Source organism: Ruegeria atlantica (assembly GCF_947495585.1).
Taxonomy (GTDB): Bacteria; Pseudomonadota; Alphaproteobacteria; order Rhodobacterales; family Rhodobacteraceae; genus Ruegeria; species Ruegeria atlantica_G.
This window is the reverse complement of the sequence record NZ_CANLZK010000004.1, coordinates 25,073-49,365: the sequence shown is the minus strand read 5'-3', so window position 1 is coordinate 49,365 and position 24,293 is coordinate 25,073. Positions and strand designations below refer to the sequence as shown.

Genomic DNA, 24,293 nt, shown 5'->3' with positions numbered 1-24,293 from the left:
GCCTGCAAAATTTAGTGTCGTCTTCATTCATGCACCGACCATGATCATGACATCGAAAAAAGTAAGAAAAACCTAGCCTGATGTGGTTATCCTGCCGTTCCGTATGCCCAATGCAAGCTGGTCATATGGGTACCCTTGCACTTAATCACGTATGCGTTCACCTTTCGGGTTAGGTACATTGGGAATACGAAGAGTAATTTAGAAGGTAAAGCACCGAATGAAATGCAATTGTTGCGGTTCAGAAGACTGGCAAGACATGGGTTCCAGAAAAGGAGTCCGGTGCGGGCAATGCAACTCGCTCGAGCGCACACGGTTCTTGAAACTGCTTCTGGACAAGTATGATTTTCCCCGCCCAGGGATACGAGTGTTGCATTTAGCGCCTGAAAAATCGCTTTTTGACGTTCTCACCGGTAAGAACGTCAAATATGACCCCGTTGACATAGAGCCCAAGAATTTTCCGTTCTGTTCTGTGCGCAAGTTCGATCTTTGCGTAGATGCTGCAAAACTACCGTCGAACCATTATGATTTGATTATCCATTCGCACGTAATGGAGCACATACCCTGCAATGTTTCAGCGGTCCTTTTTGACCTTCACCGGTCCCTGAAGCCTGACGGGGTACATTTTATGTGCATACCGTTTATGGGCGGGACATCTGCCGAAGACCTTGGAAAAATCAGCAAGGAGGACGCCATTGCCTGGTTCGGTCAAGACGATCATGTTCGCCGGTTTGGCGCGGCAGACGTTCAGCGCAATCTGGGCATGCTCTTCAAGATCCCCCGAAAATACTCAATGCTCAACTTTTCTTCGGCCAAAGAGCTAGACGAGGCCAACGTTCCGGAAAGAGAGCGCCATGGATTTACCGGCTCATCCATTTTTCCATTGAGGAAAAACGATCTTCTTCTGCAAACACCGGAAACGCATAGCTCATCGAATTCGGAACGAGGTTTCAAGCTTTTCTCTGGAATCTTTGGGCGGGCATAAAGCCGGTCGCTTCCTGCGTTCGACTAATCTTTGTTTTGGATCGGGCCTGTCCAGAGCGAGTTTGAAGATACGACTCGGTTTAGCATGATAACGCGGCACTACAGGTGATGCCTCCTTTTGCAGGCATATTCATCTCTTTATACATTCAAAAGATTGACATTACATCAAAAGGGCGGTCTGGAAACGGCGTCGTGACACGCTTGGATACGCTACCGAATGGCAGTCCTTCTTGATACCGCTAGAGGTCAAACAATGAATTTCTTTGTTTTTCGTATAGCCGCTTAACAGTGCGCTCGTTGTAGCAATAGGTTCGTGCGGCATCTCGGATGGTGTTAAGTTTGGTTCGATCGTCAAAAAGGCCACTTAGTGCCGCAACCCAGCCAACTTGTGTGTTTTCGGCCAGAATTCCGCATTCATGCGTCTCGATCGTCGATCGATAAGACACAACTTTGGATACTACCGGCGCAATTCCCAATGCACCGTAGTCCAGCACTTTCAAATCGGACTTTGCGGAATTGAATGCGCTGTCTTCTAGCGGCGCCAGACCAATGGCGAATTGCCCCAGCTCTCGTAGCCAGCGAACAAAGCGCGGATAAGAACCTTGCGATGAATCTGGCGCAACAACTTTCAACCAAGGACGCTTGGGGGCGTTGGAGGTCACTCCTATTAAGGTCAGAGAGAAGTCGTAACGCGAAGCCAACGTCTCCAAAGCGCTAAAAATCATAGCAAAATCTGAGTCGTGCGTGCGAGTTCCCGCATAAACGAGGCGCAATGGTCCGGATCCCAACGCGAATTCGCTCCGGTAGTTTCGCCAGAGCCGGGGGTCGATGCAATTTTCCAGTACAGTTGGATTTACCTCTGCGTAACGTTGCGCCAAAACGTCTGTCGAAACCCAAACCCGCTCGGCGGCGTTCATCACAGTTTCAAAGGCTGCTATCTTTGGTTTGTAGAACTCAAACTCTGGGTGGCGTTCGTCGATCAGTCGAAAATCATCATCGTTGTCCATTATCAGCCGTGTACCCGACGATTTGCATGAGCGGATAAATTCGTCGGCCTGCTTCTCGGTGTCGAACGCGGTACGCTGAACAATGGCGACATCGCCGGACGCTTCCGCCTCACGCGCAGGGATGAGACTAAATTCGACCTCTTCAAAAGCGCTTTCGCTCGTCAATGGGCAATACAGCCGGATAAAGGCACTGCTTTGAGGATAGGTGCCATCCTGCCGGACGATGCCGTTTACTCTGAGCGCGCGCTTTCGCAGAACAGCTGGCGCTGGATTGCGCACGTAAGAATGTTGCCGCAGCGTGGACACATCACCAAGAATGACTTGGGCACGCTTGTCAAAACTGTAGTCGTTCCTAACCAGTTCCGAAAGTTCATTAGTGTTCGTCGCCGATTTAGAAACTGCTTCTTTAAGTTCATCTGGCCCAGTGACTTGCTGAATACCGGACCCAAGCGTATAAGATACCGCGGGAACTTCGTCCGAAATTAGCCGCCCGCCGCAAGCCAACACATCAAAGATGCGGTTGGAAATAAAACCAAATTCCCGCATGGATTGCCAATGATCATTCAAAACCACCGCGGCGCCTTTGTAAAATGACGGCAGTTCCGCGTTGCTTATATTCTCGCCCTTAATCATGTGGGCCGGTAGGAATTGATCCCAAAGCGTCCCGTAAACACCGACATCCACATCTGCCTCCACTGCCCATCGCACGATCGGTCTGTATTCGTTGCGCGAATTTCCAACGAACAGAATATTGGGATCATTGGGTGCGGCTTTAACCGACTGGCTGAACCGATCTGTATCCGTTGCCTGAAGTAGTGGTTTGACAGTTGTTTGCACGATGGGTTGCAGGAAGTTCGCGTAACTGAGAGATGCCACATAAACGAGGTCGTATTGCTCCATTTCTTCAAACGAGACCTGATCAGGATGGCTTATCACCCAAAGGATGTTCAACTGGTCAGAGGAGGGTTCAAATCGGCTTAGCCCGCGAATACAAAGAAGTACGCTGTCGCCAGTACGCTTGTTCCCCCACTCTTCTAAGAAATCGATCGCGACCTCGCAGCCAAGTTGACGACAGGATTTTGCCAGTGCCTCGGCGTAGTGGTAATCTCCCCATTGTTGTTTTTGTTGCTTGGGCGCGGGAATCTTGATCGATATCTGCGCGGCTTCGCCACGCTGTTCAACGGGCAGAAGTATCCCCATACCCTCAGCGATGCGGTCAAGCGTTTCATGCATCGGTTCTTTGCTGCCCTCGGCGAAAGGCGCGATTTCGATCTCGTGGCTTTCGGGATCCACCAAGCCAACTTTTGACGCGGGGTCGGACGCCATCGAAAGGCCGATTGCCCTTTCCAGGGCGTGCTCTACCTGACCGTCATTCGTGGTATGAACCTGATAAACCGGTGTTTCGAACAAGTACGCCGAAATCTCGGCCAGCAGACTCGGTCGAATCCAGAACATTGAACCGGCGAAGTACCCCCATGGCTGCGACAAGTTTTCTGAAATACTCAGATCACTGATCAGATCGCGCAGCGACCTTTCCGTTTGCCCCGAAGTGGCGGCCTTCCACATCTTGTATGTTTCTTTGGATCCAACCGCTTGGACTGACGGATCATCAAAGGATGACAGGATTGAACGTACCAATTCCTCGGTAGCAAGTACGCCACCCTTCATGATATCCCGCCATGCACTGCCCCAGGGCTCTACGTCGCGCTTGGTGTGCATCTTGCACACCAAATCATAGTTAAGCAGCGTCGGAATCATGTCCAAGAATGGGCCAATATCGCGCCCAAGGTTTGGGTAATGAAAGACAGCGGCGTCCGGGTGCCGGGATTTTACCTGTGCGATCTCCCAACTACCCTCTTTCAACGGTGTGGTCACGATCAGGTCGAAAGGTTCCTTGATATTTGCGAGCAGGCTTAGAAACTCTTCGACGTGTTCTGGATAAAACAAGTGAAAAACGACCGCGATACGCCGCCGCTTATAAACCGCAACTTCGCTTTGGCCTTCGTACAAACGTTGGATCGCCGCGATCTGAATATCGCGGATCAGATTCTGATAATCCGAGTCTTGCACGTACTCACTGTTTGTAATTCGATCCATTCGGTGATCATTGCTGTAGTCGACACCTATGAACGGGGCGCCAAGTATCGGCGTTTTCGAGGCTACCGTGAGGATAAGATCCCAATCGACCAATCTGCGAATAGACTCATTGAACCTGCAATGAGCATACCTGCGGTGCATGCAGAACGCATTTAGGTCGATGAAATTTCTCCTGATGCACGACGTCAAGCTGAAGTTCTCGTAAAGGTATCGAGCCGAGCTTTCTTCGCCTTCATTCAGGGAAATGCCGCAATAAGCGGCCTCTAATTCATGCGAGCGCAGAAAGCGAAGCATGGTCTCCAAGTATGAGGGACGCCATGCGTTATCCGAGTCGAGAAAGAAAACCCATTCGTTCCGAACCTGCGCAAGACCGGTATTCCGTGCTGCAGAAACGCCACCGCGTTCAGTTTTTTTGAAAAATCGAATTCTGCTGTCACTGACGGCATCAACGATCTCTGCCGTGTTGTCGTCGCTGCCGTCGTCGACAATAATCAATTCCCAATTTGAATGGCTTTGGCGCAGCAAGGAATTGACCGCAGCGGGCAGAAGCTGAGCGCGGTTGTACGTCGGCATGATCACCGAAACGGTCATTTCTGCGACTGAAGGCATGGCTTCTCGCAGTCTGCTTAGGAATTTCGATTCTTCTTCGAAATCCCAGCTATCGTGAACTGGATTTTGGGTTCCTTGGCAGTACTTTGATTGTTTTAGGTCGAACTCGATGCGCTTAGGGTCGCGTTTTTGAGCAGAGCCATAGAATTTGTCGCGACGTCGCTGCGAAAATAGCGTGTCATTAGTGGATAGTGAATAAAGCAGGCGCGAAACAATTTTCCGCTTGAACTGTTTTACCGGCTTGTTTCGTGCGTCTATCAAATCTTGATGCAGCGTATCACAATCTTGTTGAAGTTCTTTTTGATTTTTCTGTAGAGACTGGATCCTTCTACGCAACAAGCGGTTTTCATTATCGCGCAAGATCAGTTCTTCGTTAATGTGAGCCAGTTCCTTGCTTGCTTCACCCAGTTTTCGATCCGCGGCCATGAAGTTATCGATGGACGTGAAGAAGGCCAAGACTGTGTCGGTTTTCAGATCATCAAAAGCGACTTCATGAAGCCCGGCCAGCCCCGTTGGGATTTCTTTGCCCCAAAACAGTACACCCAGACCGCTGCCGTGCCTGAATTTTAAAGAAGGTCGATCATCACTGATCTCAGCCCAAAATCTGTGAGCACCAAGTGTCGGGTTGTCATCTTCCGTCCCGTTTATCAGAATCACTGCTGACGGTGAAAGTTTCGGAACCCAAGCTTCAAGAATGTTTTTAACATCGTTGTACGAGTTTTGCCCACCTATTCGAAGTAAATCCACACAGCCATCCTCGAAAGCCTCAAGCGCTTCGTCAGACGTCTTGCTGAGTAAATGGCTGAAAGAAGAGTATTTTTGGGCTTCCTCGAACATGCCTTCATCACAATCTCCATTGTCCATTGTGTTTACGGCAAAACACTCGGTGGCAAGGTTCGAATTGCGTACTGCCTCGCACATTGCGCAGTAAGAATAGCCAGTAGTGCCCCCAATCTGGACGATGCGCTTTGGTTTCATCGCCCGGATCAACCACATGAGAAATGGGCCGTGTCCACACCCGGCAGTTTTAGCAACGTAGCTAGGGAAAGTGATTTGATGATCAAGAAAATTCAAGAGATCTCACCTGGCTCGGTTTGGTATTGTTTGATTGTGGTGCCCTGCCAATCATACAATTCAATAAGAATTCCACTCATATTTGCGTTGCTTGTTGTTCAAACGTCAAGCACTGCTGCGCAGGTATCCATCGAAGTCAGAGCGTGTAGCAATGAAATAGCAAATATTCGGGCCCATCCTGGTCTTTAACCGATCTAAGTTGCCTTGCAGGTTGAAGTGACAACAACGAGGTAAGAGGGTCGCCAAGGACCCCCCTGCCTATGTCCAAAAGTACCAGAGTTTCGCGACTACTGAGATTGCTCTGCAATTTCTGCCACGGCCTTCGGTTCGCTCTTTCTGAATTGCTGATCGAACAGGTTACGGAAATTTCCGTTCATTTTCATCAGTTCTTCCAGGTTACCTTGTTCAACTACCGCACCGTCCTGAACAACCATGATTTTGTCTGCCTCAAGAATGGTCGAAAGGCGATGCGCAATAACGATCACCGTCATATTCTGGGTCAGAGCATCCAACCCTTTCTGCACCAAAAATTCGGACTCTGAATCCAACGCACTTGTGGCTTCGTCCAGAAGCAAAATCTCAGCGTTGCGCAAAATGGCGCGAGCGATGGCAATGCGTTGCTTTTGACCGCCGGACAGGAAGGTTCCATTCTCACCGACAGGTGTGTCATAGCCGTTAGACAATTCGCAGATGAAGTCGTGTGCGTGCGCAGCCTTTGCTGCTTCGATAACTTCTTCGTCTGTCGCGTCAGGCGCCGAACATCGCAGGTTTTCCATTACGGACGCAGAGAACAGGAAAGTGTCCTGCCCTACATACGATATCTTTTGCCTCAGCGACGAGTAACGGGCGTCCTGGATATTCTGGCCGTCAATTTCGACACTACCTTCATCGGGGTCGTAAAACCGCATGATCAGACCGAATATCGTTGATTTTCCGCCCCCTGACTGACCGACCAACGCGGTGGTCTTCTGGGCTTTGAAAGTTACATTCATGTCTTCGATGACAGGCATTGATCCGTGATAACCGAAGGTGACGTTGCGCAGAGCGATTTCTCCCGGACCTTCAAGCAGGTCGCGCGCTTCGGGGCTTTCCGGCATGGTGTCTTGCTGATCCAGCAAGCCAAACAACATGCCAACGCCGACCATGGCAGTCTCGATCTGAACACGCATTCTCGACAGACGTTTTGCAGGTTCATAGGCCATAAGCAGTGCGGTGATAAAGGACATCAGCTGGCCCGCAGTGGGTTGTTCACTACCCGCAATACCCATAGTGCTGATGATCAGGACACCGGCAACGGCCAAGCCGGCTAGAAATTCCATCAATGGGCTGGCGATAGATTGAAGGCGCGCAATATCGTTCGCACGATCTTCGACTTTCCGGATAGCCGTGTCCATACGGGTGATCATCCGATCTTCCAGTGAAAACACTTTGATCACCCTGATCCCCGCCGATGTTTCCTGCAGGACGCGAATGATTTCAGCCAAAGATTTGAATTCGGCCTGCATAATCGCACGCACGCTTTTCAAGAGTTGCCGGACACCGAACAGAGCCACGGGACCGACGATGAAGAACATGATCGAAAGTACGGGTTGCTGATACACCATGACGATCACAAGGCCCACCAGTGTCAACGCGTCACGAACGAAACCGGTGACAAGAACATCGATAAGCCGACGCGCGGCCTGCGCACCATTCGTTGTACGCATGAGCAGATCTGAGGATTCGTTTTCGGCGAAGAATGATACGCCGTGCCGAAGCAGCTTGCGATAAACGCGGTCTTGTTGCATCGCGACGATCCGGTTGCCCGCACGCGCAAGGTAGATGGACTGCACATAGGAGGCCACCGCTTTCGTCAGAAACAAGAGAACGACGCCCAAGGCGATCATAGCTGCCCAATCGCGCATCTCAGGACTGGTCATCGCATCAACGATGTATTCCATCATGAATGCCGAGCCAGCGGTGGTTGCTGCAACGGCGATCATTGCAACGATGGCAACGGCATAAAGGGGCCCTTGGGCAAAAAAACTCTCGCCAATGAGGCGGCCCATATAGCCTGATCGCCATTCGGTCCAGGCACGCTTAATCATTGCATTCTCCAGATCGTGAAATCATGCGCTCGCTCAGATAACCTATAATCGCTCCCGCCTAAAGGGCAGATCAAATGACGCGACAGAGTTGCCCAATCAAAAGGTTGCTCAGGAACTCAGGCAAATAAGGGGTAGTGTTGCGTTGTACAAGGTTTTGATGCTCCGGTTCAACAAGTTGGCGCAATGTTTTTTGGGCTTTCGCGCGCAAACCTCTACGTGGCGCCTTAAAGTCCAAGCCCGACTTGCTCGCACAATTTGATAGCGTCTCGTATGCCTCTCTTGCTACATTAAATCCCTGAATTGTCACAGACAGATTAAGAGGTTGGCAGAAACTCGCGCTACCCCGCGTAATGGGGTCAGGCGATTTTATTTTTGGTTTCATTGTGATATGAATATGCTTGGAAGAATGGAAGTTCTGATATTGTGATGCAATTTACTGTAGCGTGAGAGTAACGATAGAATCTCTGCGGTTTTTCTTGCCGCAGGAATTCCTTGACGCGTCGCGGGAAAAGGATAGACCAGTTGCGCTTGTGCTTAGTAAATACGGCCCTTAGTAACGTCGTGCAAAAAAATTATTGGTAATGGAACAGTGTCGATTAAGGCCGTCATTTTGAGTTTGCCGAAAGACGTTGAACGGCGACGTTTCTGCGAAAGCGAATTTGCCCGCTTTGGCTTGAATCATGAATTTTGCGACGCCATTGCCGGAGATCAGCTAGACAACTCCGAGTTGCATCATCTGTATGACGCAGACATGAACCGGATCAAATTCAAGCGCCCGCTCAGCCGCAACGAGGTCGCCTGCACCCTTGGACATCGTCAGATTTGGCAGGAAATTGCTGACTCTTCCGAGTACGTAAGCCTTGTTTTGGAAGATGACGCAACGTTCGTGCAGGATCCTAGGCCGTTTTTCAATGAACTGGCCGAATGCGGCGAATGTTTCGAAGACATCATGATCAAAATCGATGGCGTGTCCGGAAACAATGGACAAGTTATTAGATCCGTTGCAGATCAGGATCTTGTCCTGTCGGACCGGCTGCCACCCAGAACCACAGGCTACATCATCGGCCGGCGTGCTGCCGCTCAACTATTGGCGATCGAGGCCCCGATTGCGCGCCCCATCGACATCGACCTGAAATTCTATTGGGAACACAACGTGCCCATTCTCACACTTGCCGAGCAGATGGTCGCAGAGCGCAAAGAGATAGACAGCACGATTGACCACTGCCGCAGTAAAATGAAACCCGGCTCGCCCATGGCCAGATTCGTTCGAAACCTAATGTACCAGACAAAATACACGTACGGACGGTTGAGCCATCCGTTGAACCCAGACATGATCGAGGGACTCGGCCCTTTGATGCAGGCCGGTAATCGGGTTCGGAACCGCGCATGAAGAATAGCCTTGTGGTTGTCCGTGCGGGCAACAAGTCATTGCACCATCGGTGGCAAGAAATTCCCTATGAAGGTCGCACCTACGATCTTCTGATCAGCTATTTCTCTGACGAGGCATTTGCGGCATTCAAACCCGAACCCGGTGTCGAGGCTGTGCTGGTAAAAGGCGGCAAATGGGATGGGTTGTTCAAAACCCTCGCCGACCGTGACCTTGATAAGTATGACTACTATTGGCTGCCGGATGACGATCTGGACATCAGCGCTACGGATGTAAACGCGCTGTTTGATGCCATGCAGGTTCACGGATTGCGTATTGCACAACCGTCGCTGACCCCCGAAAGCTATTTCTCGCATTTTGTGTTCAGCCAATGCCCGGGCTTCGTGCTGCGGTACACAAACTATATCGAGATCATGGCCCCATGCCTGCACAAGGACATTCTGAAAAAGGCACTGCCGCTGTTTCAGGGCACCATGAGCGGCTATGGCCTGGACTATATCTGGTGTCGATGGGCCGAGGCCGGAGCGTTTCGAACCGCCATTCTGGACGAGATCGCGATGCACCACACGCGGCCGATCGGAAAGAATCTGAAAGCTGCGATGGCCGAGTCGAACAACCTCAGCTCAGAGGAAGAAGAGGCTGTTCTGAAGCAGATGTTTGATCTGTCGCGGCGCACCGTTCCGGTTGTCTTTGCTGCGATCCTGCAGGGTGGGCAACCCATCTCGGGCCGTTTGCAGTTGGGATGGCACATGTGCCGGGCGTGGATGTCGGTTCTGCCGAAATTCCGCAGTGCCAGCGAAGCGCGGTCGGGCATTTTCAAAATTGCCCGCCGTCAGCTGATCAAACCCCTCGACATGACGACGATTTCGATGAAACAGGAAAGCCCCTGATATGCAGTTCTTGATGGTTGGGGCCGGATTGTCTGGAGCCGTGATCGGTCGGCAACTTGCGGAACAAGGGCATGATGTCACCGTGGTCGACAGCCGTGACCATATCGGTGGAAATTGCCACACAGAACGGGATGCCGATACCGACGTCATGGTCCATGTGTACGGGCCACATATCTTCCATACGGATGACGAAGAGGTTTGGCAGTATGTGAACCAATACGCCAAATTCCTGCCCTATAAGAACAGGGTCAAAACCACCTCGCGGGGGCAGGTCTATTCGTTGCCAGTGAACCTGCATACGATCAACCAGTTCTTTGGCAAGACCATGCGCCCGGACGAGGCGCGCGCGTTTATCACCGAAGAACAGGCTGATACATCCATCACCGACCCGCAGAGTTTCGAGGAACAGGCGATGCGGTTCGTCGGTCGCGATCTGTATGAGGCGTTTTTCAAAGGCTACACGATCAAACAGTGGGGATGTCACCCATCCGAGCTGCCGGCGTCGATCCTTAAGCGTTTGCCAGTGCGGTTCAACTACGACGACAATTACTTTTTCCATAAATTCCAGGGCATGCCCGAGAACGGGTATACCGACATGATTGGTGGCATCCTCGATCACCCCGGTATCACAGTGAAGCTGAATACCATGTTCGATCGCAACATGGCGGATGGCTTCGACCACGTGTTCTACTCAGGCCCGCTGGATGGCTATTTTGACTATGAGCTAGGGCGTCTGGGCTACCGCACCCTTGATTTCGAACGGTTCACCTATGACGGCGACTACCAAGGTTGCGCGGTGATGAACTATGGCGAGGAAGAGGTGCCCTTTACCCGGATTACCGAGCACAAACACTTTTCGCCATGGGAAACGCATGACGGCTCGGTCTGCTATCGCGAGTTTTCCCGCGCGGCGGGTCCGGATGACATTCCCTATTACCCGATCCGTCAGGTAAAGGAAAAAGCGTTGCTGAGTGAGTATGTTGCGCTGGCCGAAGAAACCCAAAACGTCACATTTGTTGGCCGTCTGGGCACCTATCGATATCTGGATATGGATGTCACGATACGCGAAGCCCTCGAAACTGCACGCGCTTCTTCAGCCGCGATCGCGGCGAAACAAATCCTGAAACCGTTTTACGTCGCGCCAGTTTAGGCGCGAGCATCGGGCCGTTTCAGTCCAGCGCTTACTCGTTTTACGTTTTTGACTGATCGGATGGATCGCCTTTGTTCCCGCACCGGCTAAGTTGCAGTTCGTTCCAAATCGTCAGGCGCAGTTATTCGGTGCTAGCTCTAATCGCTCAGCAGCGAATGGAGGTAAGCACCATACGTTGATTTTGCGAACAGTTTTGCGCGCTCATCAAGAGCGGCATCATCGATCCATCCATTGCTCCAGGCGATTTCATCAAGGCTACCGGTTTGCATACCCTGACGTTCTGTCAGCGTTCTTACAAAGCTACCTGCCTCCAACAAAGTGCCGTGCGTCCCTGTATCCAGCCATGCAAAACCCCGGCCCATTGTTTGAACATCAAGCAGGTTTTCATCCAGATACATCTGCAACAGCGACGTGATCTCAAGTTCGCCGCGCTCAGACGGTTGGATTTCTTTAGCCCGCGCAGGTGCGTCACCATCGAGAAAATAAAGACCGGTGACCGCGTAGTTTGACGGCGGGTTTTGTGGCTTTTCAATAATCTGGCGAACCTTTTGGCCCTCAAAAGCAACAACGCCATACCGTTCCGGGTCGGCGACCCTGTATGCAAAAACCGTACCACCTTGTTTGTTGGCATCTGCCTCGGCCAGCAGGCTTGGAAGGCCGTGGCCAAAGAATACATTGTCACCCAAGATCATCGCCGAGGGAGCACCGGCGAGGAAATCTTCCGCCAACGTGTAGGCTTGCGCCAAGCCGTCGGGAGAGTCCTGCACAATCCAGGTCAGTGACAAGCCATATTGGCTGCCATCACCAAAAAGGCGGATGAACTGCTCTTGATCCTGAGGCGTTGTGATGATCGCAACCTCGCGAATCTGCGCTAGCATCAAAACGCTGAGAGGGTAGAAAATCATCGGCTTGTCGTAGACCGGCAGCAGCTGCTTCGAAACAGCCATCGTGATCGGGTAGAGCCGTGTTCCCGAACCTCCGGCAAGAATGATTCCCTTACGTTGCATGCGTTAACCTTTCGAAGACGGGTTTTTGACCTGATCTGACTGCGCCAGCATGTCCGCAAGGCTTGCTTTCCAGTTAGGGCGTGAAAGCCCGAAGACCTTTTCCAGCCGCGAGCAATCCAGCCGCGAGTTTTGAGGGCGCGCAGCGGGGGTCGGGTACGCGCTGGTCGGGATATTCTCAACTGAGGTCGAAAGCCCTGCCTGCTGAAAAATCTCGCGCGCGAAATCTGCCCAGCTGGTATCCGGCGCGCCGGTATAGTGGAACAGGCCGCCATCGACCTTTGATCCCTTCTCGGCCATGGTCAATAGTGTCGTGGCGATATCCGCCGCAGACGTGGGACCGCCAATCTGGTCGGCGACAATGCTCAGTTGATCACGGCTTTCAGCCAGTCTCAGCATCGTCTTCACAAAATTGCTTCCGTGCGCCGAAAAAACCCAACTCGTGCGCAGGATTCCATGCCACCCACCGGCCGCAGTTACCTGTCTTTCGCCTGCCAGCTTGGTGCTTCCATATACGCCAAGCGGACCTGTTGGATCTTTTGTCGATCTCGGGGTGTCACCAAGCCCGTCAAAGACATAGTCGGTTGAGATGTGTAAAAATGGAATACCGCGCGCTGCCGCCGCGCACGCCATGGCTCCTGGTGCATCGGCGTTTACAAGTTGGGCAATATCACGTTCATTTTCGGCCTTGTCGACAGCAGTATAGGCGGCGGCGTTAATCACAACATCCGCATCCGTATCGCGTATACGCTCGGCGCACATCGCCGGATCAGTCAGATCGGCTTCCGATCGCCCCAGCGCTTCCACCACTATGCCACGTGCGGGCGCTTGCTTTTGCAGTTCCGTGGCGACTTGCCCATTGCGGCCAAAGACAAGAACTTTCATTTGGCGGCACCAAGTCGTTCGCCGACACCGTCGCGGGCCAAAAGCGCGTTCAGCCACGCTTCGTTGTCCAGATACCACTGCACCGTCTGCTCCAGACCGGTCTCTGGCGTATACGCCGGATGCCAACCGAGGTCTTCGACGATCCGTGTCGGGTCAATTGCATAGCGACGGTCGTGACCGGGGCGATCCGTGACGAACGTGATCTGTTCAGCATAGGGTTTTCTGGCCGGACGAAGTCGATCCAGAATGCCGCACAACATTTGGACCAGTTCAAGATTTGTCATCTCATTTTCGCCGCCGATGTTGTAACTTGAGCCGGATGAGGCTTTTTCGAGCACCAGCAATAGTGCTTCTGCGTGATCTTCAACATGCAGCCAGTCGCGAATATTATCGCCCTGCCCATATATCGGAATCGGCTGCCCCGACAGAGCTTTTAGGATCACGACTGGAATCAGCTTCTCAGGAAACTGGAACGGGCCGTAATTGTTTGAACAATTTGTCAGAACAATCGGCAGCCCATAAGTCTCGTGCCATGCGCGGATAAGGTGATCCGAACTCGCCTTCGATGCCGAATAGGGTGAGTTTGGCTGATACGGGCTGTCTTCTGTGAAAAACCCGGTTTCTCCCAGAGATCCAAAGACTTCATCGGTTGAAATGTGGTGAAAGCGAAAGTCAGTAGGCTTGCCAGCTTCGGTCCAATATGCACGCGCGGCTTCCAACAAAACATAAGTGCCTGTCACATTGGTATCGATAAATGCGGCAGGGCCATCAATTGACCTGTCAACATGGCTTTCGGCCGCAAGATGCATGATCGCATCTGGCCGATGAACCTTTAAAATGGCCGCCATCGCCGCAGCATCACGGATGTCGGCTTGTTCAAAGGTATAGCCCGGCGCATCCGCGACCACTTCGATGTTGTCGAGGCAGGCAGCATAGGTCAGCGCATCCACGTTGACGACCGAGTGGCCCTGAGCAACTGCACGGCGAACAACGGCGGACCCAATGAAACCAGCGCCTCCAGTTACCAGAAGTTTCATTTGGCATCCTCAAAAGTGAAGGGAGATTCTTGGCCCGATAAGGGCAGCGCAGAGGCGTCCTTTTCCGATAGCTTGACCTCGGTCGGTTTCAGAGGCCATTCGATGCCGATGTCAGGGTCGTCCCAGCGTATGGCACCTTCGGTTTCGGGGGCGTAAGTATCAGAGCACTTGTATACGATTTCGGTGTCAGGCTCCAACGTCATGAACCCATGGGCGAAACCTACAGGAACCAACAACATGCGCCCATTTTCAAAGCTCAGCTCTTCGCCCACCCAATGACCAAAGGTCGGAGATCCCGAGCGAATGTCGACGGCGACATCGAACAGTCTTCCCTGTCCGCAGCGTACCAGCTTGGCCTGCGCCTTCGGCGGTGCCTGGAAGTGCAGGCCACGGACTGTTCCGATTTCACAGGACAAGGAGTGATTATCTTGGACAAAACTAGTCCCAATCCCGGCGGTTGAAAACTGAACGCAATTGTATGTTTCTTCAAAAAAGCCGCGGTGATCGCCAAACCGCCTTGGCGTAATCAACATAACCTCTGCTATGGCGAGGGATTTGAATTCCATAATAAACAGTACCTATCAGTGCCAGATTACTGCGCAAGCAGATTCCAGAATGGGCTAACGCAATCGCCAGCATTCGACAACATCCAAATTCCGTGATCGGGGATCGGGATTGTGCCACGTTCACCATCGCAAGTGCACCGCATCATATGGCAAAACCACGATCTTGCGAAGGTTCAACCGGCAATGTTCAGGGCAGGAAACTTGTTTGCACGTATTCTTCGCGGGGCACGATTTGCTTTCTCCGTAACGATAACTAATGCAAACCTTTTCAAATGGTTGATCGCAGGCTATCCTGAACACCTGACCCAGTTTCATGTGGCCTTGGCCAAGCCAGCCTTCGTGCTATCAGGTGCTTACGTCTATACTATCGGTTAGATAACTAGCAGCCACTCATAAGCCTTGGTATTAGTGCCGTTGAATTTGACACTTACCTCATGCTGGAGGGTACATGACTTCGCTGGAACGAAACAGGGCCGAGGTTGTTCGACGGACGGGGCGCGCGTTTTCGACATTGTCGAACCTCATTGATAGTCATGATGTCATCTCGTTCGATGTGTTCGGCACGCTGCTGGCGCGCTATGTTCCAAGTCCACACGATGTTTTCCGGTACATGGGTCAATCGCTAGAAATCGACGACTTTTGCTCCGCAAGATTGAAAGCAGAACAGCTTGCGCGGCGGCGGTTCGGAACGGAGAAAAGTCCTGAAATCAGCCTGGACGAAATTTATGAGGTTCTTTCGGTCCTCGTGCCGGGCCACGGCGTCAAACCGGATGACGAACGGGTGTATGAGAAGGGCCTCGCCTATGCAGATCAGGCGTTTAAGATGGTTGCAGAAACCGCCCGGCAAAAAGGTAAGCGGGTAATCGGCATCAGCGACACCTATCTGAACAAGTCAGAAGTTTCGGGGCAGCTTGAAGCAAGCGGGATTGTACTGGATGAGGTGTACACTTCTTGTGAAAGCCGCCGAGATGGACTTGGAAAATTCAACGGGCGCATGTTTACCCACGTGGCCGACAAAGAAGGGGTCGCGCCGCAACGCATTCTTCATTTTGGCGAAAGCGTGATCACGGATGTAGCAAACGCGCTGGCCCGCGGCATTACGGCAATTCACGTCCAGCCACATCTTGAGTGCCTGGAACAGGATGAAGCCCCCTTCATTGATCGGGGCAGCGAAGACGGTTCATTTACTGCAGATTTGATTTTGGGTCAGATCGCAGCCCGCCTACCGCATGTAGACCCGGAAGAATCCGACCTTTACGGTTTTGGTTTCAACATGTGCGGGCCCTTGCTGTTTGGGTTTTGTGACTACATCGCAAAGCGTTCAAAGCGAGATGAAGTCGATCATCTTCTTTTGCCGGCTGACCAAAGTCTCATCATCGAGCACGCGCTGAACATATTGCAACTATCTGTCCCGGGTTGCTCGATTGTCGACGTGAAATACGTTCTTTCCGGTGGTCTTCCGGAATCTCCCAAAGCCGAAGGCGAGCTTCTGAAGCGCAAACTTGAGAAACTTATCAGACAAAGCGCACAAAATGTCGCCATCGTTGATATTGGCTGCAACCTTCCACCTGTCGGCGCGCTTGACGCAGTGGGCCGGTCGCGCTTGCATTGGTACTGCTTGGGACTGCAAAAAGACTCAGGCGACAGGGAAGGACTTTCAGCCTATTTGTTTGACGGTTTGAGCGCAGCGGATTTCGATGTGGCGGCAACGAACGGCGTCGAGCTTTTCAAGTTGCTGTTTTCGAATCCGGATACGGAACCCAAATCCTCAGGTGACAAGAACGGCGCGACCAACCGGATTAGAAGCCTCGCTGTGCAAGATATCCATCGAGGGGCTCTGGATTTTCTTCGTAAGATTGCCCCCCTGAAAGACGCGTTGGATCGCCGGGAACTTACAGACTACAATCGACTTTGCTTTTTGCGCCTGATTTCGAACCCAACAGAACTGGAATACTGCGCGCTCGCAGGCGTGCCGTATCTCTTGTATCAAGACCAAGATAGCTGGACATTCATCGGTTCTGTCTGGAAGTTCAGGCCTGTGCCGTCTCGGCCTTTGCCGACCGTGCAAAATCTGGCGAACGAGCGGCAGTTGGAAAACTATGATCTACTGCTTCCGACTGCAATTAAGGAGTTGTCCTTGCGCGATGACATTGGGCAAATGAACTGGCGGCGAATTATGTATCGTCACCCTCTGAAAATATCTTACTGGAACTCGATTCGGCGCTATTTGCGGCGCTCCGGGAACAACTGAGGCCAGATCATGAACACCAGAGTTAAAGACCCACTAAGGATTTTTGTTCCGTTTGTGAGCGAGACGATGGCCACGGATCTGTTCACCAGAAACCCGAACTTGTCGGGTCAGGATATTCACCTAATCGATAATCGCGATAGGTCCGCAGGTTTGCCGGAGCTTTATAATGAAATCATAGAAAAACACCTTGATGAAGACGCATGGCTGTTCTTTGTCCACGAGGATTTTGAAGTTCAAGGTGAGTTGTTGGACACCGAAAGTCTGGCCAAAGAAGCTGTATATGGCACTTTCGGTATAAGGATGAGCGGGCACCTTCCGAACGCGTATGGGCAGCATAAATGCAGCGATCGGGATGGCACCAGCGTCCAGCAGGTTGGCTTGCCGATAACTGCCCCTACCTGGGTTGAAACATTGGATTGCGTAGCGATCCTGCTACACACCCGGCTTCTGCGGGAACGGTCGGGGTTGCGATTTGACCAAACCCTGACGTTCGACCTCTATGCCGAAGATCTTTGCATCAATGCTCAGGAAAATTTCGGCATCCCGGTTCTGGTCGTTCCGCTTGAGTTTCAACATTACTCAAAGGGATATGTCACCGAGCGCTATTGGCGCGGTATCCGGCATCTGGGCGAAAAATACCCAAATGTTGCTATGCCGGGAAGCTGCTCTTTTATCGGGGGAAAGGCCGCTGATCTTGAAGCCAACTTTACCTATGATATCCCAGCCAATACCAAAAAGCGGCGTGATCTCAGGAACAAATCCGCGTCCTGATCACTCGGCTTCTGCAAACTCGGTGCGCCGCGGCTGGGCTGCTATAACTTTATCTTCTTTCGTTTGCGTAGCACAAACTTTAACCAAGCGTAGGAGACCGGGTTTAGTTGAGCGCCGTACGCGGCCCGCCAACGGCTGCTCTTTGCATTACGATAATGTGTATTGAGCTCCCCAATTCGCGTCAAACTTTCGCCCGTGGTGTCGCCGACACCTGCAAAAACCCTGACGTTCTTGAACCGCAGTGCGTCCCGACGATGCGGCTTGCTCAGGAATTGCCGCATGTCCTCCTCATCCTTTGGGTCGGCGTACTTGGCCAAAATGTCTACTGATATCGCTTGCAAAACAGATTCGATCGCTTGCAGGGCCGCATCCTGAATTATCTTCGCCCGCCGAAGGTTGGCCGCCTCCAACTCGCTGACTTCCGCGATGTCCCACGACATGTCACCAGCATCATCTTCGAGAATTCGCAGCACACTCCCATGGTCTGCCGAGCAGAGAAATTCGACAATATCCCGAAAGTCATTGACCCACGGCTGCATGACCACAGGCATTCCATTTGAAATGGTGTAGCTCTCATATTCCAGGCCGCTACGTCTGAGGATCGAAGTTGCTTGCCAACCTGTTCCGAAATACAGGCCCAACACATCCGCTTCGGGGTCCACGATCTCACAAATGGATCGCTGCAGGCTTCCGCGCCAACCTACGTCAAAAACCGCAGTTGTCGTGCCTGCAGGGAAGGCCGTGCGATAGTACTTTGTCAGCACGGCCCGCTCATGTTCGAAGGATCGGAAAAAGGTGTCAGGGTTGTCCTTCAGAAGGCCCAGGATCTTTTTTCTTGTTTTGCGCTCAAGCGGTTCGGTACCTTTGACACCATGGTCGTCGAACAACTTCTTCAGTTTTGGCCCGCCGGAGATCTTGGACAAAAAGTCGTCCAGCGTTTCGGAGCCCTCAAGCGTGGCGTGGAGCATTCCACCAATGGTCTCGGGTTCCAGAACCGTAAACGGCAAAGTGAGCAACCGCCGGGATGCGCCTACATACTGGGTGTCAAACCCTTCAGGCCACAACAGCTCGAATGCCGCTTTGGGAAACATGCCATCACGCGCAAGAAATGCGATGCGCGAAATGTTTCTGCTTTCCATCTCCTGCTTCATCCAGATCATCAGGGACGTGATCAATGGCGCGACCAGCACTGCGCCGAAGGCTTCGAAATATTGGTCTTCGGATAATGTGCGAAAGTCCAGTTTCTCAGAGTCGTAGTGATGCGTTTCCAGGAAATTCGCGGCAAAAATCTGCGATATCGGACGTTTTCCAGCCAATAGATTAGAATGGCGCTTTGGCTTTGGAGATCTTGCAGGCACGTCCTTACTGGCCAAAACAACGTGAGAGCACATACCGGCGTTGATGGCCATTTTGCCATCTGCATGTCGATTGTCGCCAATGTGAAGAATTTGGTCATTCGGCACACCAAAGTGCGCGGCTACGTCGTCGAATAGACTACCGGTATGTTTGGTTTTTCCTTGCTCGTTTGAGACGAAAACGCGTTCCCAGCCCGTTATGCCTTTCGCCTGCAGAACTTCCTCGAGATAGTCCTGCGGCAGGTACATATCCGATGTGATGACGAGACGCTTTTTAGTTTTCTGTAAATGTGCAACCAGTTGACGGCCAAAACTGGTTGCGTGAAGCAAGTCCATTTCAGTTTCAAGTTCAAGCTGTTTGATTTGCTCAGCTTGTTGATGGCTGCAGTTCGTCAACTGTTCAAAACAAAGGTAAATCTCGTCCAGCGAGACATCTTCCAAATCTCGCTTTTCGGCATCTTCGCGCGCCAACAGTTCAGCAGCTTCGCGGTAGTCCTTGAAATACTCGGTTACTTGTTTTGTTTGTTGCCGCGTGGACATGAAATCAAAGACGTCGACAGGAGATTTGCAATGGCGAAATAGCAACGTATCAAAAACATCCACTGACAGGAAATCGTGCGTTTCGATCTGCTCAAAAACCTTACCGTTTGGCGAAACGGCGTTTTTTTTGTCAACTTCGCTTGTAGATGGCAAAGGTGCCTCACGCTGTTTAGTTTTGTCTGCCATGATGCTCGTTTCGGAAATCGCTGTAATCTCGTAACAATTGTGGGGACGTACCTCGTTCAACGGATCAAAATTTACAAGCTGAAACTTGATTAGAACCACTCTTGCCTTCGGACATTATCACACCCAAGTGACCGGCTACTCGTACTAAAACATCCTGCGGCGAAGTGTGGCGCAACACGCTAGGTTACGGCGCAGCTAACTTTCGTTATTGCAATCAATAGCGGATAGGAGCGAAACAGCCACATTCTAGATCATTTCCTTTTTCGGAAACCGCGCCCGTGTACGGTTTGCAAAGGCAACCAGCGACAGCATGACGGGAACTTCAACCAGAACGCCGACAACCGTTGCCAGTGCCGCGCCCGAGTTCAGACCGAACAGGCTGATGGCCACGGCGACGGCTAGTTCAAAGAAGTTCGACGTACCGATCATGGCGCAAGGTGCAGCGATCCGGTGTGGCACCTTTAGGGCATATGCTGCGCCGTAGGCCAGGGCAAAGATGCCGTAGCTCTGGATCAGGATGGGTACTGCGATCAGGACGATCACCAGCGGTTTGACCAGAATAGTCTGTCCCTGCAAGCCGAACAGAATGACGACAGTGGCGATCAGGCCCATGACCGACCACGGTTTGACACGTGCGGAAAACGCGTCGATGGCTTGGGGCGATCCCAATGTACGGCGCGTTATCAGGCCGGCGATCAGCGGTAATACCACATACAGCACAGTTACCAGAACCAGCGTTTGCCATGGAACCTGGATATCGGTCACGCCCAGCAGAAAGGCCACGATCGGGGCGAACGCTACCACCATGATCAAGTCGTTCACGGAAACCTGCACCAGCGTATAGGTCGCATCGCCCTTGGTCAGCTGAGACCAGACGAATACCATGGCGGTGCACGGTGCCGCACCTAGCAGGATCAGCCCCGCAGTATATTGGGCCGCGTCCTCGGGTTCGATCCACGGCGCGAAGACATGCTCAAAGAACAAAACTGCCAGAAAAGCCATTGTGAACGGCTTGATTAGCCAATTAACCACCAGTGTAACGATTAATCCGCGTGGTTGCCGGGCAACGCCCGCCACCGCGCCAAAATCGACGCCGACCATCATTGGGTAAACCATCGCCCAGATCAGCAGGGCCACGACCAGATTGACGCTGGCCACTTCGGCCGAGGCGATTAGTTGAACCAGGCCGGGTGCAACCAGTCCGATCAATACGCCGCCAACCATGGCCAGCGCGACCCAGACGGTCAGGTAGCGTTCGAAGATGCTCATGTATATGCCTCATTCGTCTGGTCGGTTAGTTTGCCGGAGGTCAGGGCGGCCAGCGCGACCATAGCAGCAGCGGTGCCCAGAACCAGTGGAAGCCCGCCAATCTGATAGGTAAGTCCTGACAGGACAGTGCCGACCAGGCGGCCAGTCGCGTTGGCCATGTAGTAAAAGCCCACATCCATCGTCACACGCTCGGACTTGGTGAAGGCCAGGATGAGGTATGAGTGCAGCGCTGAATTGACGGCGAAGATCGCCCCAAAGGCCAATAGGCCCACAACCAGCGTAACGGTCAGCCATGTCTCGGGGCCGGATGCGAGCAGAACCGCGATGGTCAGGGCAGCAGGCACGCAGAACAGCGCCGCGGCCCAATTCTTGGCGGCGTGGATCAGATCCCCTTCCGGGCGTTCCTTTGCGCGCAGGATTTTCGGCGCGCTGGCCTGAACAGCGCCGTAAAGTATGACCCAAACGGCCATGAACGTGCCGATCATAAAAAATGCGGCACGGTTGCCATCCTCGGTTCCGTCCGACAGCACCGCGTAGAAATAGATCGGGATGCCGACGACAAACCACACATCCCGCGCGCCAAACAAGAAGACACGAGCGGCAGCCAGCCAGTTTACGTTGGCGGATTTCGAGAAGACCTCAGAGAATTTGGCGCTTTTGCGCCCTTTGGGCAGACCGGTCGGCATGAACAGAATGACGGCGACGAGGAATGCGGCAAGTATGATCGCCATTGCCAGAACGGCCCACATAAAGCCCACTGTCGCCAACAGTGCCGCTCCAAGCAGAAACCCAAACCCTTTCACAGCGTTCTTCGAGCCGGTCAAAATCGCGACCCAGCGGAACAACCCTCCGCCTTCGGTCGGGGCCAGCAGTTTGACGGCGGATTTTGAGGACATCTTGGCCAGGTCCTTTGCAACCCCGCTGGCCCCTTGCACGATCATCACAAAGACAACTTTCGCCGGAATCGCCCAATTAGGGTCTAGTTGCGTAAGAACCAGCAACGCTGCAATCTGCAGTGCCAGCCCTGCATAAAGCGTCGACGTCAGCCCGAACCGCGCCGCGATCCAACCTGCGGCAAGGTTCGTGCCCATGCCGGCGATCTCATACAGAACAAACAGATATGCCAACTGAACCGGCGAGAATCCCATGCTGTGAAAGTGCAGCAGCACCAGCATACGCAGGGCCCCGTCAGTCAGCATGAAGGCCCAATAGGCTGCTGTGACCGTGATATAGGCCGACATACCTTCGGGCCTTTGGGTCACAGCGAGGCACCCACCATCAGGGCAACGTCGACCAGACGATGGGCGTAACCCATTTCATTGTCGTACCAGGCATAGATCTTCACCTGCGTCCCGTTCACCACCATGGTCGAAGGCGCATCCACAATCGAGGACCGTTCGTCGTTGGTGTAATCGGTCGAAACCAGCGGCCGCGTCTCATAGCCAAGGATATCTTTCAACTTACCTTCGGCAGCGGCCTTGAAAAGCGCGTTGACCTCTTCGACGGTGGTTTCACGCTCAACTTCGAAGACGCAGTCGGTCAGCGAGGCATTCAGCAAGGGAACCCTCACCGCGTGGCCGTTCAGCCGCCCATTGAGTTCTGGGTAGATCAGCGTAATCGCCGTGGCGGAACCTGTAGTGGTCGGGATCAGAGAGTTCAAAGCAGACCGCGCCCTGCGCAGATCTTTGGCGGGGCGGTCCACGATGGTTTGCGTGTTGGTTACGTCGTGAATCGTGGTCATCGACCCGTGGCGAATACCAAGGTTTTCGTGGATGACCTTGACCACTGGGGCCAGACAATTCGTGGTGCACGAGGCCGCCGTCACGATACTGTGGACATCCGGATCATAAGTGTCCTCATTCACGCCCATAACGATGTTGGCGGTCGGGCCATCCTTGACCGGGGCCGAGACAACAACCTTCTTCACGCCCGCCTCAAAATAGGGGGCCAGCTTGGCCTGGGTCTTGAAGACACCGGTGCAGTCGATCACCACATCGACACCGTCCAGCGGCAGGTCAGCCAAATCCCTGGTGCCGATAAAGGGCAGGCGCGTGCCGTTGATCGTAACGCTGTCGGCATCATGCGCGAACGTGGCACCCCAGCGCCCATGAACCGTGTCAAACTCCAGCAGGTGCGCGTGCATCTCGGGGTCGCCCACCGCATCATTGATCCAGGCGATCTTTGCGCCTTTGTCCAGCAGCGGTTTCAAGGCCAGTTTTCCCATCCGGCCCAATCCATTCACAGCATAAGTCGTCATTTCATGTCCTCAGTGGGAGTCCTGCCGATGTCATCAACAGCAGTTTGCAGTGCGATCCGGTCGAGGCTTTCGACCGGCAAAGACGTAAAGGCCTCAATCCGGCGCTTTAGCGCGCCATATGCATGTTGAAATGCAAGGCTTTTTTCAGCATCCGTACCCTCGGCCCTTACCGGGTCCGGCATGCCCCAATGGCCACTGATTGGCTGGCCTTCCCAGGCGGGACATTCCTCATTCGCGGCCTGATTGCAGACCGTGAAGACGAAATCCATCTCGGGCGCGCCGGGGGTTGCAAATTCGGACATGTTCTTGGACCGCAGGATGGATGTGTCATGTCCTTTGTCATCCAGAACTTGCACGGCCATCGGGTTGAGCTCGGATGTGGGCTGCGTACCAGCCGAGTAAACGTTGAACCGGTCACCCCCCAGCGTGCGCAGCAAGGATTCCGCAAAAATCGAGCGGGCAGAATTGCCCACACACAAAAACAAGACGTTGAATTTCCGATCCGTCGCCGCCTTATTTCCCTGAGCAAATGGCATGCAGATATCAGGGCGACCGCGACAGCAATCGACAATCAGATAATCGAGCATCTGCTGCACGTTTTTCATTTCAATCGAATAGAGCAGAGATGTCCCGGAACGTTCCTGCTTGACCAGCCCCGAACGCTGAAGCGCGTTCAGATAGTTCGACAAGGTGCTGGCCTTCACGTCGAGTTCTGCGGCCAGCTCGCCCGCCGGAACACTGTCAGGAAAACGTCGCATGAGCATGCGAAACACAAGGATACGCTGCGGATGACCCAGGATGGCCAATTGGTCTGTTATCTGTTCTATCATATTTCATGAAATATTAAAATAAGGAAAATCAGTCAACCGAAATTACACGACCATCTAAGG

Annotated in this window: 17 protein-coding genes; 6 read left to right on the top strand and 11 right to left on the bottom strand. The window is 52.8% G+C overall.

The features are described 5' to 3' along the window. Positions 1–316: 316 nt before the first annotated feature. Complete coding sequence (locus tag QMP16_RS09710) at positions 317–982, top strand: class I SAM-dependent methyltransferase (protein ID WP_160116584.1); 666 nt, start codon at positions 317–319, stop codon at positions 980–982. A 238-nt stretch (positions 983–1,220) separates the two neighbouring features. On the opposite strand, the gene QMP16_RS09705 is transcribed toward QMP16_RS09710, so the two are convergent. Further along, positions 1,221–5,768 carry a glycosyltransferase gene (locus QMP16_RS09705; protein WP_282152207.1) on the bottom strand — a complete coding sequence of 1,516 codons (4,548 nt, stop codon included), beginning with the start codon at positions 5,766–5,768 and terminating at the stop codon, positions 1,221–1,223. 287 nt (positions 5,769–6,055) lie between these two features. Beyond that, positions 6,056–7,855: an ABC transporter ATP-binding protein gene (locus QMP16_RS09700; RefSeq protein WP_282152206.1), complete on the bottom strand. Its 1,800-nt coding sequence runs from the start codon at positions 7,853–7,855 to the stop codon at positions 6,056–6,058. Between the two features lie 589 nt (positions 7,856–8,444). Here QMP16_RS09700 and QMP16_RS09695 point away from each other — a divergent pair. Genes QMP16_RS09695 through glf form a run of 3 tightly spaced genes read left to right on the top strand, consistent with a single transcriptional unit; the run spans position 8,445 to position 11,282 of the window. Continuing rightward, positions 8,445–9,245: a glycosyltransferase family 25 protein gene (locus QMP16_RS09695; RefSeq protein ID WP_282152205.1), complete on the top strand. Its 801-nt coding sequence runs from the start codon at positions 8,445–8,447 to the stop codon at positions 9,243–9,245. Next, positions 9,242–10,132, top strand: coding sequence for a hypothetical protein (locus QMP16_RS09690; RefSeq protein WP_282152204.1), 891 nt, complete (start codon positions 9,242–9,244; stop codon positions 10,130–10,132). The genes QMP16_RS09695 and QMP16_RS09690 overlap by 4 nt, the downstream gene beginning before the upstream one ends. 1 nt (position 10,133) lies before the next feature. Then, a complete protein-coding gene (glf, locus tag QMP16_RS09685; protein WP_282152203.1) occupies positions 10,134–11,282 on the top strand; it encodes a UDP-galactopyranose mutase in 1,149 nt (382 codons plus the stop codon). Between the two features lie 137 nt (positions 11,283–11,419). Here glf and rfbA read toward each other — a convergent pair whose 3' ends face one another. The 4 genes from rfbA to rfbC are packed head-to-tail and all read right to left on the bottom strand — an operon-like array spanning position 11,420 to position 14,774. Then, a complete protein-coding gene (rfbA, locus tag QMP16_RS09680) occupies positions 11,420–12,289 on the bottom strand; it encodes a glucose-1-phosphate thymidylyltransferase RfbA (RefSeq protein ID WP_282152202.1) in 870 nt (289 codons plus the stop codon). Between the two features lie 3 nt (positions 12,290–12,292). Next, positions 12,293–13,171 carry a dTDP-4-dehydrorhamnose reductase gene (gene rfbD / locus QMP16_RS09675; protein WP_282152201.1) on the bottom strand — a complete coding sequence of 293 codons (879 nt, stop codon included), beginning with the start codon at positions 13,169–13,171 and terminating at the stop codon, positions 12,293–12,295. Beyond that, positions 13,168–14,208 (bottom strand): dTDP-glucose 4,6-dehydratase, encoded by a 1,041-nt coding sequence (rfbB, locus tag QMP16_RS09670; RefSeq protein ID WP_282152200.1) that lies wholly within the window; start codon positions 14,206–14,208, stop codon positions 13,168–13,170. Before rfbB ends, rfbD begins: the two co-directional genes overlap by 4 nt. Next, positions 14,205–14,774 carry a dTDP-4-dehydrorhamnose 3,5-epimerase gene (gene rfbC, locus QMP16_RS09665; protein ID WP_282152199.1) on the bottom strand — a complete coding sequence of 190 codons (570 nt, stop codon included), beginning with the start codon at positions 14,772–14,774 and terminating at the stop codon, positions 14,205–14,207. Before rfbC ends, rfbB begins: the two co-directional genes overlap by 4 nt. A gap of 511 nt (positions 14,775–15,285) precedes the next feature. On the opposite strand from rfbC, the gene QMP16_RS09660 reads away from it, so the two are divergent. Together QMP16_RS09660 and QMP16_RS09655 are read left to right on the top strand one after the other, a co-directional pair. Beyond that, complete coding sequence (locus tag QMP16_RS09660; protein WP_282152198.1) at positions 15,286–17,025, top strand: hypothetical protein; 1,740 nt, start codon at positions 15,286–15,288, stop codon at positions 17,023–17,025. Between the two features lie 9 nt (positions 17,026–17,034). Continuing rightward, positions 17,035–17,796 (top strand): hypothetical protein, encoded by a 762-nt coding sequence (locus QMP16_RS09655; RefSeq protein WP_282152197.1) that lies wholly within the window; start codon positions 17,035–17,037, stop codon positions 17,794–17,796. A 41-nt stretch (positions 17,797–17,837) separates the two neighbouring features. On the opposite strand, the gene QMP16_RS09650 is transcribed toward QMP16_RS09655, so the two are convergent. The 5 genes from QMP16_RS09650 to QMP16_RS09630 form a co-directional block, all read right to left on the bottom strand. Next, positions 17,838–19,877: an HAD-IA family hydrolase gene (locus QMP16_RS09650; protein ID WP_282152196.1), complete on the bottom strand. Its 2,040-nt coding sequence runs from the start codon at positions 19,875–19,877 to the stop codon at positions 17,838–17,840. 246 nt (positions 19,878–20,123) lie between these two features. Next, positions 20,124–21,146, bottom strand: coding sequence for an ACR3 family arsenite efflux transporter (arsB, locus tag QMP16_RS09645; RefSeq protein WP_282152195.1), 1,023 nt, complete (start codon positions 21,144–21,146; stop codon positions 20,124–20,126). Next, the gene (gene arsJ, locus QMP16_RS09640) at positions 21,143–22,408 is read right to left on the bottom strand and encodes an organoarsenical effux MFS transporter ArsJ (protein WP_282152194.1); all 1,266 of its coding nucleotides are present in this window, start codon (positions 22,406–22,408) and stop codon (positions 21,143–21,145) included. Before arsJ ends, arsB begins: the two co-directional genes overlap by 4 nt. After that, on the bottom strand, positions 22,405–23,403 hold the full coding sequence (locus QMP16_RS09635; RefSeq protein WP_282152193.1) for an ArsJ-associated glyceraldehyde-3-phosphate dehydrogenase: 999 nt from the start codon (positions 23,401–23,403) through the stop codon (positions 22,405–22,407). Before QMP16_RS09635 ends, arsJ begins: the two co-directional genes overlap by 4 nt. Then, complete coding sequence (locus tag QMP16_RS09630) at positions 23,400–24,233, bottom strand: MarR family transcriptional regulator (RefSeq protein ID WP_282152192.1); 834 nt, start codon at positions 24,231–24,233, stop codon at positions 23,400–23,402. The genes QMP16_RS09635 and QMP16_RS09630 overlap by 4 nt, the downstream gene beginning before the upstream one ends. Positions 24,234–24,293 lie beyond the last annotated feature (60 nt).

Coding starts and splice junctions, on each gene's coding strand:
- QMP16_RS09700 (WP_282152206.1), bottom strand. CDS start 7,855: ATGATTAAGCGTGCCTGGACCGAATGGCGATCAGGCTATATGGGCCGC.
- QMP16_RS09690 (WP_282152204.1), top strand. CDS start 9,242: ATGAAGAATAGCCTTGTGGTTGTCCGTGCGGGCAACAAGTCATTGCAC.
- glf (WP_282152203.1), top strand. CDS start 10,134: ATGCAGTTCTTGATGGTTGGGGCCGGATTGTCTGGAGCCGTGATCGGT.
- rfbA (WP_282152202.1), bottom strand. CDS start 12,289: ATGCAACGTAAGGGAATCATTCTTGCCGGAGGTTCGGGAACACGGCTC.
- rfbD (WP_282152201.1), bottom strand. CDS start 13,171: ATGAAAGTTCTTGTCTTTGGCCGCAATGGGCAAGTCGCCACGGAACTG.
- rfbB (WP_282152200.1), bottom strand. CDS start 14,208: ATGAAACTTCTGGTAACTGGAGGCGCTGGTTTCATTGGGTCCGCCGTT.
- rfbC (WP_282152199.1), bottom strand. CDS start 14,774: ATGGAATTCAAATCCCTCGCCATAGCAGAGGTTATGTTGATTACGCCA.
- QMP16_RS09655 (WP_282152197.1), top strand. CDS start 17,035: ATGAACACCAGAGTTAAAGACCCACTAAGGATTTTTGTTCCGTTTGTG.
- QMP16_RS09650 (WP_282152196.1), bottom strand. CDS start 19,877: ATGGCAGACAAAACTAAACAGCGTGAGGCACCTTTGCCATCTACAAGC.
- arsB (WP_282152195.1), bottom strand. CDS start 21,146: ATGAGCATCTTCGAACGCTACCTGACCGTCTGGGTCGCGCTGGCCATG.
- QMP16_RS09635 (WP_282152193.1), bottom strand. CDS start 23,403: ATGACGACTTATGCTGTGAATGGATTGGGCCGGATGGGAAAACTGGCC.
- QMP16_RS09630 (WP_282152192.1), bottom strand. CDS start 24,233: ATGATAGAACAGATAACAGACCAATTGGCCATCCTGGGTCATCCGCAG.